The organism is Collinsella aerofaciens, from assembly GCF_015670795.1.
GTDB classification, from domain to species: Bacteria; Actinomycetota; Coriobacteriia; order Coriobacteriales; family Coriobacteriaceae; genus Collinsella; species Collinsella aerofaciens_Q.
Map to the genome: position 1 here is coordinate 15,148 of NZ_JADPCJ010000017.1, position 18,252 is coordinate 33,399.

Below are 18,252 nucleotides of genomic sequence, written 5' to 3' on the forward strand. Positions count from 1 at the left end.
GTGACGTGCCGCCCCCGGCTGAGAAATGGGGACAGGTTATGTGGGCGGTGCAATTCCGCCAACCGCTCGTCGCAAGCCGCTAGTCCAGACGACGGGTCTGCGCCACGTGCTTATACCAGTATGCGCTTGCCTTGGGCGTGCGCTTCTGGGTTTCAAAGTCAACGTAGAAGAAGCCGTAACGCTTGTTGTAGCCATTGGTCCAGGAGAACTGATCCTGCAGGCTCCACAGGAAGTAGCCGCCTACGTTGACGCCAACCTCCATGGCCTTGAGCAACCAGCGCAGGTGCTGCTCGATGTAGTCGATGCGCGGCTGGTCGTCCACAAAACCGTCCTTGTAGGGGTCCTTGTAGCCCATGCCGTTCTCGGTGATGAAGATCTGCTTGTAGTTGGGGTAGCGCTGCTTAATGTAGACGAGCAGATCGAACAGGCCCTCGGGATAGATGATCCAGTCCCAGTCGGTGGTGGGGATACCAGGCTTGTTCACATGCTCGCCAATACCCTTAACGCGCCAGCGGCCGGTGCCCTTCTCGCCCGTACCGTTGTGGTGCAGGTCGTTCTCGCCATCGTAAGCCTTGAGGAAGCGGCACTGGTAGTTATTGACGCCCAGGTAGTCGTTGTAGAGCGCTGCCTTGCGCATAATCTCGAGGTCCTCGTCCAGGATCTCGATGGTGCCGCCCGAGACGGCAGCCAAGCGGTTGGCGCACTCGAGGGTGTCGGGCGCGTAGTCGCCGCGGAAGGTGGCGTCGAGCAAGAACTGGTTCTGCAGCACGTGCTCGTTGTTGGCGGCTTTGATGTCGGCGGGGTCGTTCTCGTTGAGCGGATACTTAAACTCCAGCGACTGGATGACGCCGATCTTGCCCTTAAAACCGCCGTTGTGGAAGGCCAGTACTGCCTTGGCGTGGGCGAGCATCATGTTGTGCTCGCACTGGAAGGCCTCGGCCAGATGCGCCTTAACACCACCGGGGAAGGTGCCCTCGATGTAGGTGTTGGAGGCGTCGGCCCAGATCTCGTTAAAGGTGAACCAATAGGTCACCTGGTCGGCGTACTCCTTAAAGCAGAAGGTGGCAAAGTCCACAAAGGCATCGATGGTCTCGCGGTTGAGGAAGTCGCCCTTCTCAAAGAGGGCAAGCGGCGTGTCAAAGTGATGCAGCGTGACGAACGGCTCAACATGGTGCTTATGGCACTCGGCGAAAAGGTCGTGGTAGAACTGAACGCCCTCGGGGTTAATCTCGCCGGTACCGTTGGGGAAGATGCGGCTCCAGGCGATGGAGAGGCGAATGCCGTTGATGCCAAACTCCTCGCACAGCTCCAGGTCGACGGGGTACTGGTTGTAGAAGTCCGAAGCGGGATCGGGGGAAAAGCGCCCCTGGGCCTCCAGGAAGTCGTCCCAGGCAACCTTGCCCTTACCGTGAGTGCGGGTCTCGCCCTCTACCTGGTAGGCAGCAGTGGCGCCGCCAAAGACAAAGTCCTCGGGAAACTGCGCGGGCGGGTTGGTTACGCTAGCAGGGTTAACGGACATGATGATCCAATCGTCTAAATCGAAGGGCCAGCCGGTCTCGGATAGTCGGCTGGCCCTGAGCGTTACTTACTTCGAAAGTTGTTCGGCGACGAAGGCGAGAGACTTGTCGCCGTTCTGGGAGAGCTCGATGTACTGCTTACCACGGCAGGCGACGCACTTGTTGCCCACGCGCTCGCAGTCCTTCTGCAGGTCGGCCAAGTAGCTGGCAGCCTGCGGGGCCAGGACGACCAGGTCAAAGTCGGGGAGCATGTCAACGTGGTTGCCATAGGCCTCGGCAGCGGTCTCAAGATTGATGCCGCGCTCTTTGGCGGCCTTGGCCAGCGCGTTGGCGAGCAGGCCCGAGGTGCCGCCACCCTGGCAGAGCACGAGCACACGCTTGCCGTTGAGGTCACTGGCGGTCGTTGTCTCAGTGGCGACAGCGGCGGGAGCGTCGGCCCTCACGGCCTCGGCAGCAGCGCCGGCGGCAACGCTCTTGGCGTCAGCCTTGCCCTGGAAGGCATCGTTGAGCTTAGCGGCCTTCTCGGCGTTCTTGGCGGCGAGCTCCTCCTGGGAGATCTCGGCCTCCTCGGCGCACTTCTGGGCGTCATAGGCACGGAAGAACGGATAGTACAGGACGAAGTCGACGACCAGGATAAGGGCGAGCATCACAAAGGCGAGCGGCTGGAAGCCCAGGCCCATGATGGTGCCGATGGGGCCGGGGACGGTCCAGGGCAGGGTGTACATAAAGCCGTTCATGCCCAGGAAGTCGATAAAGATCTTGAGGATCCAGATGTTGGCGATCGGGGCAAAGACAAACGGGACAAAGAAGACGGGGTTGAGCACGATGGGTGCGGCGAACAGCAGCGGCTCGTTGACGGCAAAGCACACGGGAACGATAGCGGCCTTACCGACGGCGCGCATCTCCTGGGACTTGGCCAGGAAGCAGAACATAAAGACCAGGACGAGCGTGGCGCCGGTGCCGCCCATGCAGACGACGAAGTACTGGGCACCCTGGGTCAGGACAGCGGAAGCGTGCTGGCCAGCCTGGAACGCAGCCAGGTTGTCGGTCATGTTGGCAACGAGCGCGGCGGCGATGGCTGGCTCGACGATCGAGGGGCCGTGGACGCCCACGAACCAGAACAGGCTCATGGCGCCGTAGATCACAGCGAGGCCGATGTAGCCATCGGCAGCGGTGAACAGGGGCTGGAACACCTGGATGACGCCCTGGGCAAAGCAGAAGCCAAAAGCAGCGCGGAAGACGATGTCAAAAACCCAAAAGACGGTGATGCAGACGGAGAAGGGGATGATGTCCTTGAAGGTCTGCGAGATGTTGGGCGGAACCTGCTCGGGCATCTTGACGGTGATGTTGCGCTTAATGAAGAACTTGTAGATGATGCCGGTCACAAACGCAGCGATGAAAGCGGTCAGCAGGCCCTTGGAACCAAGGTAGGTGGTGTTGAAACCGCTGGCGGCGTCCGTGGCGATCGTGTCGCTCGAAAGGAGCAAGAAGCCGATGATGGCCGCGCACATGCACGAGATGAAGTTGATCTGGTTGTTCTTGGGCAGATCGCGGTTTTGAGCGTCGGCGAAGTGCTTGGCCGTGGTGGCGGCGCAGGCGATGGCCAGGATGCCCATGGAGTAGTTGTAGCACTTCCACAGGGCGTTGTTGATGTCATCGGGCCAGTAGAAACCCCAGATGTTGGGGACCGAGGCTACCAGGCAGAAGATGGACGAGAAGATGATGATGGGGATGACGGAGATAAAGCCGTCGCGAATCGCCTTGAGGTACTTGTTGCGGGCGATCGCGTTGAAAAAGGGCTGGCCCTTTTCGATGATGGCGATAAGTTGCTCCATGCAATGCTCCTAAGAGTCGGTGGGTTAACAACGATGGTAGCTTTTGGCGTTCGGTTGCCAAAATGTTGACGTTGCCATTTTGCGACACAAAAAAAGACGCGAACCGGTGGTTCCTGTGCCTGCGAACCGTCGATTCCCTATGCGTAAACGTTTGAGCCGCCCGGTGGCTCTGTGTTTGCACAATGGCAACGTTAACATTTGGGTGACAAAAGCCGTTCGGTGAAGCAAAAATGTCGGTGAACGGTAGGTTTTGGGTGGTGAGCGTATGGTGGGGGAGGCGTTGGATATACTTGAAGGCGGTAAAAATGACTGCGCAAGGTGCCACCAATGGCATCGTTGACATAGAAAGATCGACCTATGGCCGCTGTTAAAAAATCGGTATCCGTTAAGGATGTGGCGCGTCTCGCGGGCGTCTCGGAGCAGACGGTCTCGCGTACCGTGCACGATTCTCCCAGCGTGCGCCCCGAGACCAAGGAACGCGTGCGTGCCGCCATGCGCGAGCTGGGGTATCGCCCCAATTTTGCCGGTCGATCGCTGCGCCGTGGCAAGTTTAAGACCGTCGGCGTCGCCATGTTCAACATTACCGGTACCGGCAACCTCGACCGTATGGAGGGCTTTGCCGCCGCGGCCGACAAACATGGCTATGCCATCACCCTTACTAAAGTAGACGGGCATCCGTATACCCTCGAGAGCGCATCGTCGCGCATGAGCGCACTGCCAGTGGACGGTATGGTTGTGATCATGAATCGCATGCCGGCGGACTTTGGCACCTTTGAGCCGCTGCCTGGTATGCAGACGGTGCTCGTTACCATGCTGGAGCACCCGCTGTGCTCGACGGTCGATAACGATCAGTTCGATTGTTCGCGCCAGGTTGTCGAGTACTTGCTGGGGCAGGGGCACAAGACCGTGCACTTTATCTCGTGTCCCGAGCGCTCGCTTTCGGGCATGCAGCGCGAGGAGGGCTGGCGCGAGACATTGCGCGCGCATGGTATTGAGCTGCCGCGACTCATCCGTGGCGATTGGACGGCGCAGAGCGGATATGCCGCAGGCCAGGCTCTGGCGGACGATCCGACCTGTACTGCCATCTATGCCTCCAACGACGCCATGGCCTACGGCTGCATTCGCGGGCTCGAATCGCGCGGAAGGCGTGTGCCCGAGGACGTGAGCGTGGTGGGTGTTGATGACAGCCTGGGCGATATCGTGCCCGACCGTCGCCTGACCACGGTGCGCTTTGACAACAAGCGCGTCGGCATGTGGGCGGTCGACAAGATTGCCGGCGCCGATGGGGGTGCGTCTGGCGTGGAGCACATGCTGATCCCCGGTGTGCTTGTAGAGGGCGATACGGTGCGCGATTTGCGTTAGGGTGCGGCCCTGTTTGGGTTGCCGCTAATTGTGTTCGATATTGTTCAGATTGGTTTAAAAACCGTTCACGGGCGAAAAGTGACCGTTCATAGTTCGAAATTACGTTTTGAGCTGTTCTTTTTTGTTTGAATGTTATTGTTTCTGTCATACACAACGCAGCGCGTATGCCCGGACGCGATGCTCTCCATTGGTTCATATGTGAAAGGAACGCAATATGGCAACCAAAGAAGAAATCTCGATGGTTGGATTCGAGATCGTCGCATACGCAGGTGACGCCCAGACCGATCTGCTTGCAGCGCTCGATGCTGCTCGCGAGGGTGACTTTGAGAAGGCCGAACAGCTGCACAAGGATGCCAGCGATGCGCTCATCGGTGCCCACGACACGCAGACCAAACTGCTTTCGCAGGAGGCCGGCGGTGGCGAGATGGAAATGACCTTCATCATGGCTCACGCTCAGGACACCCTCATGACCACTATGATCCTGGAGAAGCAGACCCGCTTTACCATCGATGCCTACAAGCGCATCGCCGAGCTCGAGGCCAAGCTCGCCTAACGAGCCCTCACAACCAAGTCCCCTTCCAAAAGCTCTGCCGCTACCCGCGGCAGGGCTTTTTCTGTCCTCCTCCAAGTTGCGGTGAAATGGGGACTGAATAGGGGCCGGCGGGCGCAAAACAATCCCTATTCCACCGCAACTCATTCCGTGATAGTCATTGGGGACAGTCTTGGTGCGCTCCGTTCGTCTTGCCGTTCGGTTTTTCGCTGGGTGGGTATACTTCCATCCGCAATACAGGCCGGACTGAGGAGGTATCCAAATGCCGGGTAACGGGTCAATACAAAAAAGAGACGCGCATGAGATGGCTCATGGGCGTCCTGTCCAGATAACCGAGCACACGGCGGTAACCGAGCTGCAGCCCAGTCTGTCCGATGTCGTGTGCGCAAACAAAAAGCTGCAGATTGGCTTTATCGTTGCGCTCGTGGTACTGGCGCTGCTGTCGGGCTTTGTAGCTCGTCCGCATTTCGCCGATACCAAAACATGGGACTCCACCATCGAGGTTATCGACCAAAAGAAGGGCAACGTTTTGGCGCTCACGACCTCGTGCGTTGCCCTATCTGCGGGTATTACCGCGCTGCCGGGCGATACGGGAACGCCAGTCGCCGAGCAGCTCGCGCAGCTTTCAGGCAACCTTGGTATCGTGCTTGCCGTGCTATACCTCGAGAAATACCTGCTAACCATTTTGTGGTCGGTTGGCTTGGGCATCTTAATCCCGTTTGCGTTGGTGCTCTTTGCGGTGTCGCTCGGCATTCACGGGCGCTGGAGCACGAGCACTGTCCTGCGCCGTGTGGCGACACGCGTACTGGTGGTTGCCGTGATCGGCATGGCGCTCGTGCCCGCGAGCGTATGGGTGTCGCAAAAGGTCGATGAAACGTATCGCGTAAGTATTGAGCAAGCTGAGCAAAAGGCTGCGGACGCTGCGGACGCGGCCGACACCACGGACAAGTCAGCCGAGACCAGCTCAAAATCGAACAAGAAAAAATCCGAGACCACGGCGTCCAAAAACGTGCTCGAGCAGTTGACCGATGGGGCATCGAGCCTTGTTACGTCGGTGACCAGCGGCGCCAAGCAGATGACCGATGAGATCGTGCGGCAGGTGACCGACCTCATCGAAGGCGTCATCGTGATGATCGTGACTTCGTGCGTTATCCCGCTGCTGGTGCTCGTGGCGTTCCTGTGGCTGGGACACGTACTGCTGGGGATCGATATTTCCGGCCCGGCGAACTATTTGACGGGCCACTTTCTGAGTGCTCCGTCCAAGCACGCCAAAAAGGGTGGGCAGTCCGAGTAGCTAAAACAGCTGTATATACCGGGGAATACCGCCGAAGGGCGGCCGAGACACGTTCTTGGCCGCCCTTTTGTTTGTTGAACACATGGTCGCTACGTCCGCGCCCGGCTCAAACGGTCAGCAATCATCCGTGAACGATATTTGTTCAAAAAAGAACAAAGATAAACAAATAGTTGTTGCAGTTACTGTTCGAATGTGTTCAAATAAACATGAACAGTGAAGAACCGCACATTCAGATGCCCGGACCTGAACGCGATTCAACACTTCCAAACAGAAACTACGCACCTGCGTATCTCTCAAGGAGGATGTCATGAGGGTTGTAATCGCTTCCGATGCCGACGGTATGTCGATGAAGGAGTCCATCAAGGAGATGCTCATCGCCGACGGTCACGAGGTCGTCGACTATTCCGAGACCCCTGCCGCGGACTTTGTCGATTCCGCGACCGCCGTTGCCAAGGACCTGCTGGAGCACAAGGATTCCCAGGGCTTCGCATTCGATAAGTACGGCGTCGGCTCCTATATGGCCGCCGTCAAGATTAAGGGCATGGTCGTCGCCAACATTTCCGACGAGCGTTCCGCCTACATGACCCGCGAGCACAACGGCTCGCGCATGGTCACCATGGGCCCGGGCGTTGTGGGCACCGAGGTCGCCAAGAAGATCGCCCGCGAGTTCCTGCGCGCCCAGTACGCCGGCGGCCGTCACCAGATCCGTGTCGACATGCTCAACAAGATGGCCTAACGAGAGCCACCGAGAACTCGAACTTCTACCTCAACTTGTGAATTCAGACGAAAGGACGTTCTGATGAAGAAGACCATCGCAATCGGTTGCGACCATATCGTTACGGACGAGAAGATCTATCTGGCCGACCGCCTGGAGCAGGCTGGCTACAAGGTGCTCGACTGCGGCACCTACAGCCACACCCGTACGCACTATCCCATCTACGGTAAGGCCGTGGGCGAGGCTGTTGCCAGCGGCAAGGCCGACTTTGGCGTGGCCCTGTGCGGCACCGGCATTGGCATCACCAACGCCGTCAACAAGGTTCCCGGCGCCCGCTGCGCCCTGGTTCGCGACATGACCTCTGCCCTGTACGCTCGTCGCGAGCTCAACGCCAACATCGTGGGCTTTGGCGGCAAGATCACCGGCGAGTTCCTGATGGCTGACATCATGCTTGCCTTCCTGGAGGAGCCCTACGAGAAGACCCCCGAGCACGATGCCCTGATCGCCAAGATCGATGCCTGCAACAAGGCCGACGCCGAGGCTCAGACTGATCCGCACTTCTTTGACGAGTTCCTCGAGAAGTGGGACCGCGGCGAATACCATGATTAGCGGGTATCCGGCGTAATTAACTAGTCCGTTGACGGCTCGCGTTTCTGTGAGGGGGCGCGGGCCGGTTTTCTATCAGCCCCACTGACTTGGCGGGCTGGCGTACGAAAGGGAAGGCTCCTATGGAGTTTGTTCTTGATAACGGTTCTATTCGTGTGGCACTGAGCACGGCTGGCGGATCGTTCACTTCGATTAAAGCCAACGGTCGCGAGTACCTGTGGCAGGGCGATCCTTCGGTCTGGTCGGGCCAGGCACCCATTTGCTTTCCGATTTGCGGCGGCCTTCGCGACGGTCACGCAATGACCATGGGCGGCCGCGAGGTTAAGCTCGCCCGCCACGGCTTTGCGCGCAAACAGGAGTGGAAGCTCGAGGAACAGAGTGACAACATGGTTGCGCTGAGCCTAAGCTCTGCCGACCATGCCGAGTTGCTCGAGCAGTACCCGTATCCGTTTAAGATCGTTGCTCGTTACACGATTGATTCGGAAAAGGTGGCCGTGTCGTACGAGGTGACCAATGAGGGCACCGAGGACATGCCGTTCTTTGTGGGCGGTCACCCTGGCTTTAAGTGCCCGCTCGACGAGGGCGAGTCCTATGACGATTACGAGCTCCGTTTTGAGCAGCGTGAGGCCGCTGAGCTCTGTACTGCCGTTCCCTCGACAGGCCTGATTGATGTTGAGCATCGCAGCAAGAACCCCATGATCGGCCAGAACCTGCCGCTTACCCATGAACTCTTTGACTTCGCGGAGACCATCTTCGACGTGCTCGAGAGCCACGTGGTTACGCTGACCAAGAAAACCGAGGACAAGGGCGTGCGCCTGACGTTCCCCGATATGCCATACCTGATTGTGTGGAGCAAGCCCGAGGGCGACTTTGTGGCCGTGGAACCGTGGGGTGGTCTGTCCACCTGCTCCGACGAGGACGATATTCTGGAGCACAAGCGTGGCTGCCTGGTTGCCAAGCCGGGGGAGATCGTCACCCGCGGCTTTGAGATCGAGATCCTTTAACGAGCTATCGTATGTTTGGGGTGGGTCATGCCGCCCCGGAACAGGAGTTCAATATGATTCTGACCGTTACCATGAACCCGTCGATTGATACGCGCTATCAGCTCGACAAGTTGATTATCGACGATGTTAACCGTGTGACGCCCGAAAAGACCGCTGGCGGCAAGGGCCTCAACGTGAGCCGTGTGCTGCTGCAGTTGGGCGACGATGTGCTCGCGACCGGTCTGCTCGGCGGACACATGGGTGCCTATATGGCCGAGCTTATGGATGCCGATGGCGTCAAGAACGACTTTGTGCCCATTGCCGGCGAGACGCGCATTTGCCTGAATATCCTGCACGAGGGTAATCAGACCGAGCTGCTGGAGAGCGGCCCGCAGATCACCCCGGCCGAGCTCGAGGCCTTCACGGCCAAGTTCGCCGAGCTTGCAGCGAAGGCGGACGTTGTGACGCTTTCGGGCTCGCTGCCGCGTGGCGTCGATGCCGGCTACTATGCCGAGCTCGTCAAGATCGCCGAGGAGGCGGGCGCCAAGGTGCTGCTCGACACCTCGGGTGCATCGCTGGAGGCCGCGCTGGAGTCCGACGCTAAGCCTGAGCTCGTAAAGCCCAACCTGACCGAGATTAACGGCCTGCTGGGTACGTCCTTTACGACCGATGATGTCGATGCCCTGCGCGAGGCGCTCGCCGTCGATGGCCGCTTTGCCGGTATTCCCTGGGTTGTCGTTTCGATGGGCGCTGCCGGTTCGGTGGGCTTCCATGAGGGTCGCGCGTTCCGCGCCAAGACGCCCACGATTGCGGCTGTGAACGCGACGGGTTCCGGCGACTCGACTATCGCCGGCTTTGCGCATGCCATTGCTGCTGGTGCCGACGACGTCACCGTGCTCAAGACCGCCAATACCTGCGGCAAGCTCAACGCCATGGATCCCAAGACCGGCCACCTGGTCATGGATCGCTGGGACGAGGTCTACAACAGCGTTGTCGTGACTGAACTGTAGGGTTACGGCGTTTTACCAAACGCCGTAACGGCTCAACGCTGCAAACGCCCCTAAGCGGCAATCTGACGTTCAATCGTCGGGCATGACCAGAAGGTCAATGCCCTCCTCTTTCACGTCACCTTGCTCGCTTAGGGGCGTTTTCGCTGACAATGCCAAGACATCGGCGTTGCCTTGGTCGCAAGTAGTCATTGGGGATGTTCTTGTTTGACTAGTCGTTTAAGAACGTCCCCAATGACTAGCCAATAAAACGGCGCCCGCTGGCGATGTTGCTGGCGGGCGCCGTTGTCTTGAAGACGAAGCGATCCGTTTTCCTCCGTCCCCAAGGGATCATTACAGTGAGTCGATAAAGCGCTGCTGGGCGGCGCGGCCGGCTTCGTCCCACTTAAAGACGCCGGCGTTGTCGAGCACGTGGCCAAACACCACGCCGACCTCCTCGTGCAGGATATCGATGGCGTTGTCCGCCGTAAGCTCGTCGGCACGGCGGGCATAGACATCCTCGGCCCACGCGGCATGGCTGCGGCAAAGATCATCGCCCTCGAGCGCGCCGGCAAGGTCGTAGCTGGCATCGGCCTTGGCTGCCAGCAGGTGCTCGCGAACGGCACCAAGCTCGGGAACCAAACGCGGCGGTAAAATGGCCAGGCCCATGACCTCGATCAGGCCAATGTTCTCCTTCTTAATGTGGTGGTATTCGGCATGCGGGTGGAAAACGCCCAGCGGATGTTCGTCGGTCGTGATGTTGCAGCGAAGCGCCAGGTAGGCCTCGTAGATCTCGCCGCCGGCATTGCCGCGGGAGTCGACGCGGCGGATGACGGGCGTCACGGTGTTGTGTGCCACGCCGTCGGCCGTGTGCGCGATGACGCCAACCGATTCATCGGTCCACTCGCGCCAGGCGAGGATAATCTTCTCGGCGGCATCGAGCAGCTCGCCGCGGTCGTGCGAGCGCAGGCGCAGTACCGAAAGCGGCCACTGCAGCACAGAGCCGGTAACCCGGTCAAAGCCGGGCACGCTAAACTGCGAGACCTCGGCTGCGTGCATCATGGGGAACTCGTGCGCGCCGCCCTGGAAGTGGTCGTGCGACAAGATCGAGCCGCCCACAATGGGCAGGTCGGCGTTGGAGCCGATAAAGTAGTGCGGGAACAGGTCCACAAAATCGAGCAGGCAGGTCAGCCCCTTGCGGTCGACGTGCATCGGGCGATGCTCGGAGCTCATAGCAATGCAGTGCTCGTTAAAGTATGCGTACGGGCTGTACTGGAAGCCCCAGCGCTCGCCGTTGAGCTGGATGGGGATAACGCGCAGATTCTGGCGAGCGGGGTGGGCGCCGCCGTCGGCTGCGGCGGAGCGTCCGGGGTAGCCCTCGTTTTCGATGCAGAGCTGACAGGCGGGATACTTCTCGCCCGTGTTTTTGGCGGCGCCGGCCGCGGCAATATCGCGCGGGTCCTTCTCGGGCTTCGACAGGTTGATGGTGATCTCCAGGTCGCCCCAGTTGGTGGGGGTGCTCCATTTGATGTTGCGCGCGATGGCGGCACGGCGCACGTAGCCGGCGTCGCAGCACAGACCGTAGAACCAGTCGGTCGCAGCGCGGGGCTCGTTGACGCCCATACGTCCGTTGAACTCCTCGTTTACAACCGAAGGCCTCGGCATGAGCACGCCCATGATGCGCATAGCGATGCGGTCGCGGCCCGACGTCGTGTCCTCGGCGGCGCCGTTGGCAACGGCAGCCTCGGAAAGCGAGGCAAGCGTGCCCTCCAGGTCAAAGTCGGGCAGGGTATCGGGGTGCAAGAGCGAGAGCTTCTCGTTCTGCAGCGCCCAGGTCATGTCGAGCGCGGGGCCCGTGGCGCCGATGCACTCCAAAATGGTGTTGTATGCCCAGATGCGATCGTCCTGTCCGATCATCGATCGGTGGATGGCATATTCGATAAGGCCCTGGGCAGCCTCGCGCACGTCGGTCATTACAGCCATGCCGCGTAAGCCCCCTTGTCAGAAATTGCGTAGTGGCGGGCAGAGCCCTCGCCCAGCCAGTCGTTCATCTTGGTGATAAAGGTGTCGACCAGGTCGAGGGGCACGAAGGCCTGGATGGTGCCACCAAAGCCGCCACCGTGGATGCGGACGGCGCCGCGGCCGTCGAGCACGTGCTCGGCCAGCGCCAGGGCATACATGGAAGGCTGCTCGGAGCCCAGCTTGGCAACGACATTCTGCAGGTACATAGCAGAGCTGGCGCCGGACTCGCGCGTCAGGATCAGGAACTGGTCGATGTCGCCGGCGTTCAGGGCGGCCCAGCGCTTGTCGACCAGGCCATTCTCGTACCAGTAGTGAACGGCGCGTAGGCAGGCACGGTCGCCCAGCTTGGCACGCAGTTCGGGGAGTTTGGCGTCAAAGTCGGCAACGTTTACCTCGCACAGGCGTGCCTTGCCAAACTCGGCGGCAACGTCCTGCATCTCGCGCGGAACGGCGGCGTAGTCGTCGGTGGCTGCCACGTGGTCGGCGCCGACCTTGACGAGCACGAGCGCGTAGCCGTGATCCTCAAAGTTGAGCTCGAGCTTCTGGGTCTTAGGCTGGGCCTGATCCTCAAAGTCCATGTAGGCGAGGCCGCCCAAGCAAACGGCGGCCTGGTCCATCAGGCCGCAGGGCTTGCCGTAGTAGTTGTTCTCGGTGCGCTGGCTCATCTGGGCGAGTGCGACGGGCTCAATGGCGGGCGCTCCCCAGAGCGTCTCCATGGCACGACCGTATGCCGCCTCGACGGCAGCGGAGCTCGAAAGACCGCCGCCCGAGGGGACGGAGCAGGTGAAGGCGAAGTCGAAGCCCTGGGGCTCAACGCCAAGGGCTGCAATCTCATGGGCCATGCCGCGGACGAGGCTTGCGGACGTGCCCTTCTCGGACTCTTGAATATCCAGCGTGTCGAGCGTGATCTCAAAGGTGGGGTAGCCCTCATCGGCAACGCGGACCTTGTTGGTGTCGGTCGCTACGGCGATGCCGTCAACGGCGACATCGAGCGAGCCGGCGATGACGTGGCCGCCCTCGTGGTCGGTGTGGTTGCCACTGATCTCGGAACGGCCGGGCGCGTGCACATAGAGCACCTGGCGATCGCCGATGGTGCCAAACTCCTCCTCAAACAGCTTGGTGAGCGTGGCGAGTGTCTTTTCGTCGGGGGTGGTCATGGGGGGTCCTTTCCTTGACGCGGGAGAGACTGGTCCGTGTCATTATGAGTACGTTAACAATTTTGAGCACCACAAACCAGACGGTCGCGGTGCCGCACGTTAATGGGTATGTTAACGTACTCATAACACAACGCATATCTATTTTTGAGAATCTGGTAATCGGTAGATTTTCGGCCGTGAACGGTGTGGCTGTATGGACATATGGAGCAAAAGAACCGCCGATAGAAAAAGTAGAGTACGTTAACATGCGTCCGACGATAGCGGGCCTCGGCGCGGGATGTATTTCTGCCCGGGCCGGCATTCACGCTATTCAAATCTCGCAAGGGTGAAGGTGATCCTGTGGCAAGGCGCCCGTCCAACGATACCAGTTCGCGTCCGGTCTCCATGGCCGACGTCGCCCGCGCTGCCGGCGTTTCGCAGCAGACGGTTTCGCGCGTCGCCAACGGCTTGCCCAACGTTAACGAGCAGACGCGCCAGCGCGTGCAGGCCGCTATGCAAGAGCTCGGCTTTCGTCCGAGTTATGCTGGTCGCTCGCTGCGCGACGGCCGTTACCATTCGGTCGGCCTGTGCGTCAACGATGTCACCAAGTTTGGCAACCTCTCAATGATCGATGGCATCGCCAGCGCTGCTCGCGAGCATAATTGCGCCATCACGCTGGTCGAGATGTCCAAGACCGAGGAATTCTCGCTTGCCGAGGCCACGCGTCGTATGGCCGCATTGCCGGTGGACGGCATCATCATCGGTATGAGTCGCATGGCGCCCGATTTTGAGACGTTCGATCCACTGCCGGGCATTGGCACGGTCATCGTTACCATGTATGCGCACCCGCGGGTGACCACGGTCGATTCCGACCATTACGGCTGCTCGCTGTTGCTTATGGATCACCTGTTTGAGCTAGGGCACGAGCAGATTCGCTATATTGGCGGCCCGTCATTCTCGGTCGACGAGCAATTTCGTCGCGCCGGTTGGCAGGATGCACTCGAGCGTAAACACATCGAGCCGGCAGAGCCGCTCGAGGGCGACTGGTCTGCCAACAGCGGCTACGAGGCCGGCAGGTACCTGGCCGAGCACGATCGCACCATGACGGCGATTTACGCGGCAAACGACCAGATGGCAAATGGCGCGATTGCAGCGCTGCGCGATAGCGGTCTGCGCGTGCCCGAGGACGTGAGCGTGGTGGGCGTCGACGATTCGCTCGATGATTTTGTAGCACACAACGAGCTCACGACCGTGCGATTCGATTTACATCAGCGTGGACGCGAAGTATTCGAGCATGCGGTTCCCGAGGCGGGTACGGCGGGCAAAACCGTTGCCATTCGTATTCCCGGCCAGCTTATCGTTCGACATACCACGGCAGCTCCGCGCACATAGTTTTTGCAGGTTAATGGCGATATATTCCGCCTCAATAACAATCGATAAGGATGCTGGCAGATAGCCGTGGCTATGAAGACGAGTGCTATGATAGACGGGCTCTTTTGTCTATCTAGGAGGCTTTGCCTGATGGAGATCACCAAGGATATCCGCTACATTGGCGTTAACGATCACGACATTGACCTGTTCGAGGGCCAGTACGATGTGTCCGAGAACGGTATGGCATACAACAGCTACGTTATCTTGGGCGAAAAGATCGCTGTCGCCGATTCAGTCGACGGCGGTTTTGTTGACGAGTGGCTCGGCAACCTCGAGGCCGTGCTCGATGGCCGCACGCCCGACTACCTGATCGTCCATCACATGGAGCCCGATCACTCCGCCGGCATCGCCGCCTTTATGGAGCGCTATCCCCAGGCGCAGATTGTTGCCAGCATGGGCGCCTTCCGTATGATGGTCAACTACTTTGGCACCGACTTCCCCGAGCGCAAGATGGTCGTCAAAGATGGCGACGTGCTCGACCTGGGCGGCCACAGCCTAACCTTTGTCGGTGCCCCCAATGTTCACTGGCCCGAGGTGCTCTTCTCCTACGAGTCCACCGACAAGGTGCTCTTTAGTGCCGACGGTTTTGGCAAGTTTGGCGCCAACGACATCGAGGATCCCGAGGGCTGGGCTTGCGAAGCGCGCCGTTACTACTTTGGCATCGTCGGTAAGTTCGGCAAGTTCGTGCAGGCCGTCCTCAAGAAGGCCGCCGACCTGGACTTCCAGATTATCTGCCCGCTCCACGGCCCCGTGCTGACTGAGAACCTGGGCTACTACCTCGACACCTATAACACCTGGTCGAGCTATCAGCCCGAGGACGAGGGTATCACGATTGCCTATGCGAGCGTGTACGGGCATCTGAAGGCTGCCGTCGAGGAGCTCGCATCTGCGCTTGAGGCTCGCGGCCAGAAGGTCTCCGTCTTTGACCTGGCTCGTGACGACATGGCCGAGGCCGTTGAGGATGCGTTCCGCTACGACCGTCTGGTGCTCGCCTCCATCACCTATCAGGGCGAGATCTTCCCGTGCATGAGCACCTTCATCCATACGCTCGCCGAGCACGCCTACCAGAACCGTACGGTGGCGCTCGTCGAGGCCGGCTCTTGGGCACCCGCGGCTGCCAAGGTTATGACCAAGGAGCTCGAGGGCATGAAGGACATCACCCTGACGCAGAACAAGGTGACTGTGCTGGGCTCGCTCAACGAAGCCTCGCGCGCCCAGATCGAGGCCCTCGCCGACGAGCTGTCCAAGTAGCGACACGTTCACTTTTGACGCTCAGCCATCACAACCACCACAAAGGGGACAGGCACCTTTGTGGTGGTTTTTGTTTAAGCGCCGGCGATGATGAGGGCTGGACGTGCGCTGTCGGTGGCCTCGGCGATTGAGGTGGCGACGGCATGATCGGGGTCACGGTCCATCACGATGGTGTCGACATCAGTCAGCTCGGCAAAGCGGTACATGCCGCGTCCGTTAACCTTGCTAGCGTCCATGAGGGCGACGCTTTGATGGGCTCCGGCGATCATAGCTGTTTTGGTCTCGGCCATCTGGGGAAAGTCGGTCGTAAAGCCGCAGCCGGGAACAAAAGCGCCAGGGCACATGACGGCAAGATCGGCGTGGACCATTTGGAGAGCCTGCATGGTAAGTGGGCCGTACAGATAGCGATGACCTTTGCGCAGTGCCCCGCCCAGCATGACGACATCGACCGAGGGCATGCTCTCGTCAATATAATCGGCGATGGTAATGTCGGCCGTGATAACGGTGATGCCGTCGCGCTGATCAAGGAGCCGGACGAACTCGAGCGCCGTGGTGCCCGAGTCGACGAGCAGCGTGTCGCCGTCATTGACGAGCTCGATGGCGCTTTGCGCGATGGCCTGCTTGGCGGCGACGTTGACATTGATGCGGCGATCCTGCGTGGAGACGGTCAGGCGCTTGTGAAGCGAAACGGCACCACCATGTGTGCGGCGCAGCTTGCCTGCTTCGGCGAGCGCGTCCAGGTCGGCGCGGGCGGTGACGGAGGACACGCCAAAGGTCTGGGCGATTTCTGCTACCTGCACCGAGGCGTTGTGCTCGAGCATTTCCATGATGGCGGCGCGGCGTTCGTCGGCAAAAGCACGGTTGGTAGCTTGGGTCATGTCTGCTCCATTCTCGGCTAAATTTGCAGGAATTGTGTTGACTCTATTTTCGTTCATTTTCTTTTTGAGTAAGAAAACACCTTTCGATTACTTATCTTTTCTATAAAAGAAAGACGCTCAACGCCCAAAATTCAATATCGAACACGCCCACTCGGCTCCAATTCCTTCCGTTTACTTTTCAAAAACGACGGTATTGACCTGCATGGGCTCAATATCTCGCACGTGCAAAGACGCTGAATTTCATACAATGAGCGCAGTAAAACGCAAGGTAAAACGCCTTGTGAACAACTACGCCCGATGTCCAGATGCGGGCGAGGGAGAGGAGCAAACGCTCATGGCACTTGTTACCACCGAAAAGATGCTCAAGGACGCTCAGGCCGGCCACTACGCCGTCGGCGCGTTCAACGTCGAGAACCTCGAGTTTGTTATGGCCGTTCTGGCTGCTGCCGAGGAGACCAAGTCCCCCGTCATCATGCAGACCACCCCGGGCACCATCAAGACCGCTGGTCTGGACTACTTCTACGGCATGGTCAAGGCTGCCGCCGAGCGCGCTTCCGTGCCCGTCGCTCTGCACCTCGATCACGGCGATGGCTATGACCGCTGCATGCAGGCTTTCCGCACTGGCTACACCTCTGTCATGATTGACGGTTCGCACGAGTCTTTCGAGGACAACATCGCTCTGACCAAGTCCGTCGCCGACGCTGGCCGCGCCATGGGCGTGCCCGTCGAGGCTGAGCTCGGTAAGGTTGGCGGCAAGGAGGACGACGGTCCCGCGGTTGAGGGCGAGAGCCCCTACACCGATCCGGCCGAGGCCAAGGAGTTCGTCGAGCGTACCGGCTGCACCTCCCTCGCAATTGGCGTTGGCACCAGCCACGGTGTGTACACGAGCGATCCGCACATCGAGCAGTCCGTGGTCAAGGCCATCCGCGACGCCGTCGACGTGCCGCTGGTCCTGCACGGCACCTCCGGTGTGCCCGATGAGCAGGTTGCCGAGGCTGTGAAGAACGGCATCTGCAAGGTTAACTACGCCACCGAGCTGCGTCAGGCCTACACCAAGGGCTTCATGGCCTACATGGCCGAGAACCCCGCCTGCTTCGATCCCAAGAAGCCGGCCAAGGAGGGCATGCGTGAGATCACCGAGCTGGTTAAGATCCGCATGACCAACCTCAACTCTGTGGGCAAAGCAGAGTAACAGCAAGGGTACTCTGATCCCACCGGACGGCTTGGGCGGGTCCCCGTACTTAGTTTCCAAAACGTCCTCGCGCATGAAGGCCCCCGTTGCCTCGCTTCTACGAAGCGTTGGCAACGGGGGCCTTCGCGCTGCGGAATGATTTTGGAAACTAAGTACGGGGACCCGCCCAAGCCGTCCTGCTCGATCGCCCTTGTGGCGTTAGGGCGGAAAGGATGGGGCGCGAGGGGCGCTTTGTTGATGAGGGGTTAGTATGCCCGGGCTTGGTTGGGGAAGGTTTTGTCTAGAGATGCTTGGAGCTTTTCGAACGATGCTCGTAAGTTGTGGCTCTGGTCGGTTGAGCGTTTGGCTTTTGTGGTTGGGGAGTCGAGGAGGCCGTTTCTCTGTGTCGGGGGGAAGGAGAAAAGGTCTGCATGTGTTAGGGATGACTGCTGTGCTGCGTCATTGGAAGAATGCATGCTTATGCGGCCTCCTCGATGTCCACCAAAAGGTTGCGC

The 18,252-nt window shown here is 59.7% G+C and carries 15 protein-coding genes; 10 read left to right on the top strand and 5 right to left on the bottom strand.

The window, feature by feature from the left end; genetic code table 11:
• Positions 1-79 precede the first annotated feature (79 nt).
• Entirely contained in the window at positions 80-1,519 is a 1,440-nt protein-coding gene (gene lacG / locus I4W09_RS06435; protein WP_196032972.1) for a 6-phospho-beta-galactosidase, read from the bottom strand.
• A gap of 66 nt (positions 1,520-1,585) precedes the next feature.
• Positions 1,586-3,352: a PTS transporter subunit EIIC gene (locus I4W09_RS06440; protein WP_196032975.1), complete on the bottom strand. Its 1,767-nt coding sequence runs from the start codon at positions 3,350-3,352 to the stop codon at positions 1,586-1,588.
• A gap of 357 nt (positions 3,353-3,709) precedes the next feature.
• On the opposite strand from I4W09_RS06440, the gene I4W09_RS06445 reads away from it, so the two are divergent.
• From I4W09_RS06445 to I4W09_RS06475, 7 genes are all read left to right on the top strand, one after another.
• Positions 3,710-4,714, top strand: coding sequence for a LacI family DNA-binding transcriptional regulator (locus I4W09_RS06445; protein ID WP_196032978.1), 1,005 nt, complete (start codon positions 3,710-3,712; stop codon positions 4,712-4,714).
• A gap of 214 nt (positions 4,715-4,928) precedes the next feature.
• Positions 4,929-5,267 carry a PTS lactose/cellobiose transporter subunit IIA gene (locus I4W09_RS06450; protein ID WP_006234827.1) on the top strand — a complete coding sequence of 113 codons (339 nt, stop codon included), beginning with the start codon at positions 4,929-4,931 and terminating at the stop codon, positions 5,265-5,267.
• Positions 5,268-5,568: 301 nt separating this feature from the next.
• Positions 5,569-6,558 (top strand): hypothetical protein, encoded by a 990-nt coding sequence (locus tag I4W09_RS06455; protein ID WP_196032981.1) that lies wholly within the window; start codon positions 5,569-5,571, stop codon positions 6,556-6,558.
• Positions 6,559-6,865: 307 nt separating this feature from the next.
• A complete protein-coding gene (gene lacA, locus I4W09_RS06460) occupies positions 6,866-7,294 on the top strand; it encodes a galactose-6-phosphate isomerase subunit LacA (RefSeq protein ID WP_006234830.1) in 429 nt (142 codons plus the stop codon).
• Positions 7,295-7,357: 63 nt separating this feature from the next.
• A complete protein-coding gene (gene lacB, locus I4W09_RS06465; RefSeq protein ID WP_196032983.1) occupies positions 7,358-7,882 on the top strand; it encodes a galactose-6-phosphate isomerase subunit LacB in 525 nt (174 codons plus the stop codon).
• A 119-nt stretch (positions 7,883-8,001) separates the two neighbouring features.
• On the top strand, positions 8,002-8,883 hold the full coding sequence (locus tag I4W09_RS06470) for an aldose 1-epimerase family protein (protein WP_196032986.1): 882 nt from the start codon (positions 8,002-8,004) through the stop codon (positions 8,881-8,883).
• A 53-nt stretch (positions 8,884-8,936) separates the two neighbouring features.
• Complete coding sequence (locus I4W09_RS06475) at positions 8,937-9,872, top strand: hexose kinase (RefSeq protein WP_196032989.1); 936 nt, start codon at positions 8,937-8,939, stop codon at positions 9,870-9,872.
• 330 nt (positions 9,873-10,202) lie between these two features.
• Here I4W09_RS06475 and I4W09_RS06480 read toward each other — a convergent pair whose 3' ends face one another.
• Both I4W09_RS06480 and I4W09_RS06485 read right to left on the bottom strand, forming a co-directional pair.
• Positions 10,203-11,831, bottom strand: a complete 1,629-nt coding sequence (locus I4W09_RS06480) for a UDP-glucose--hexose-1-phosphate uridylyltransferase (protein ID WP_230318714.1) — start codon at positions 11,829-11,831, stop codon at positions 10,203-10,205.
• Complete coding sequence (locus tag I4W09_RS06485; protein WP_196032992.1) at positions 11,822-13,027, bottom strand: galactokinase; 1,206 nt, start codon at positions 13,025-13,027, stop codon at positions 11,822-11,824. The genes I4W09_RS06480 and I4W09_RS06485 overlap by 10 nt, the downstream gene beginning before the upstream one ends.
• A gap of 384 nt (positions 13,028-13,411) precedes the next feature.
• On the opposite strand from I4W09_RS06485, the gene I4W09_RS06490 reads away from it, so the two are divergent.
• Positions 13,412-14,398, top strand: coding sequence for a LacI family DNA-binding transcriptional regulator (locus tag I4W09_RS06490; RefSeq protein WP_196033022.1), 987 nt, complete (start codon positions 13,412-13,414; stop codon positions 14,396-14,398).
• Between the two features lie 129 nt (positions 14,399-14,527).
• A complete protein-coding gene (locus I4W09_RS06495; protein ID WP_196032995.1) occupies positions 14,528-15,688 on the top strand; it encodes an FprA family A-type flavoprotein in 1,161 nt (386 codons plus the stop codon).
• Between the two features lie 74 nt (positions 15,689-15,762).
• Here the strand turns inward: I4W09_RS06495 and I4W09_RS06500 are convergent, their stop codons facing one another.
• A complete protein-coding gene (locus I4W09_RS06500; RefSeq protein WP_196032999.1) occupies positions 15,763-16,566 on the bottom strand; it encodes a DeoR/GlpR family DNA-binding transcription regulator in 804 nt (267 codons plus the stop codon).
• 334 nt (positions 16,567-16,900) lie between these two features.
• Here I4W09_RS06500 and I4W09_RS06505 point away from each other — a divergent pair, with 334 nt between their 5' ends.
• Positions 16,901-17,758 carry a class II fructose-bisphosphate aldolase gene (locus tag I4W09_RS06505; protein ID WP_022095149.1) on the top strand — a complete coding sequence of 286 codons (858 nt, stop codon included), beginning with the start codon at positions 16,901-16,903 and terminating at the stop codon, positions 17,756-17,758.
• The last annotated feature ends 494 nt before the right edge of the window (positions 17,759-18,252 follow it).

Bases quoted from the DNA above. Each gene is read 5' to 3' on its own strand.
- I4W09_RS06480 (WP_230318714.1), bottom strand. From the start codon at position 11,831: ATGGCTGTAATGACCGACGTGCGCGAGGCTGCCCAGGGCCTTATCGAA.
- I4W09_RS06475 (WP_196032989.1), top strand. From the start codon at position 8,937: ATGATTCTGACCGTTACCATGAACCCGTCGATTGATACGCGCTATCAG.
- I4W09_RS06490 (WP_196033022.1), top strand. From the start codon at position 13,412: ATGGCCGACGTCGCCCGCGCTGCCGGCGTTTCGCAGCAGACGGTTTCG.
- lacA (WP_006234830.1), top strand. From the start codon at position 6,866: ATGAGGGTTGTAATCGCTTCCGATGCCGACGGTATGTCGATGAAGGAG.
- I4W09_RS06505 (WP_022095149.1), top strand. From the start codon at position 16,901: ATGGCACTTGTTACCACCGAAAAGATGCTCAAGGACGCTCAGGCCGGC.
- lacG (WP_196032972.1), bottom strand. From the start codon at position 1,519: ATGTCCGTTAACCCTGCTAGCGTAACCAACCCGCCCGCGCAGTTTCCC.
- I4W09_RS06500 (WP_196032999.1), bottom strand. From the start codon at position 16,566: ATGACCCAAGCTACCAACCGTGCTTTTGCCGACGAACGCCGCGCCGCC.
- I4W09_RS06485 (WP_196032992.1), bottom strand. From the start codon at position 13,027: ATGACCACCCCCGACGAAAAGACACTCGCCACGCTCACCAAGCTGTTT.
- I4W09_RS06440 (WP_196032975.1), bottom strand. From the start codon at position 3,352: ATGGAGCAACTTATCGCCATCATCGAAAAGGGCCAGCCCTTTTTCAAC.
- lacB (WP_196032983.1), top strand. From the start codon at position 7,358: ATGAAGAAGACCATCGCAATCGGTTGCGACCATATCGTTACGGACGAG.
- I4W09_RS06455 (WP_196032981.1), top strand. From the start codon at position 5,569: ATGGCTCATGGGCGTCCTGTCCAGATAACCGAGCACACGGCGGTAACC.
- I4W09_RS06445 (WP_196032978.1), top strand. From the start codon at position 3,710: ATGGCCGCTGTTAAAAAATCGGTATCCGTTAAGGATGTGGCGCGTCTC.
- I4W09_RS06470 (WP_196032986.1), top strand. From the start codon at position 8,002: ATGGAGTTTGTTCTTGATAACGGTTCTATTCGTGTGGCACTGAGCACG.
- I4W09_RS06495 (WP_196032995.1), top strand. From the start codon at position 14,528: ATGGAGATCACCAAGGATATCCGCTACATTGGCGTTAACGATCACGAC.
- I4W09_RS06450 (WP_006234827.1), top strand. From the start codon at position 4,929: ATGGCAACCAAAGAAGAAATCTCGATGGTTGGATTCGAGATCGTCGCA.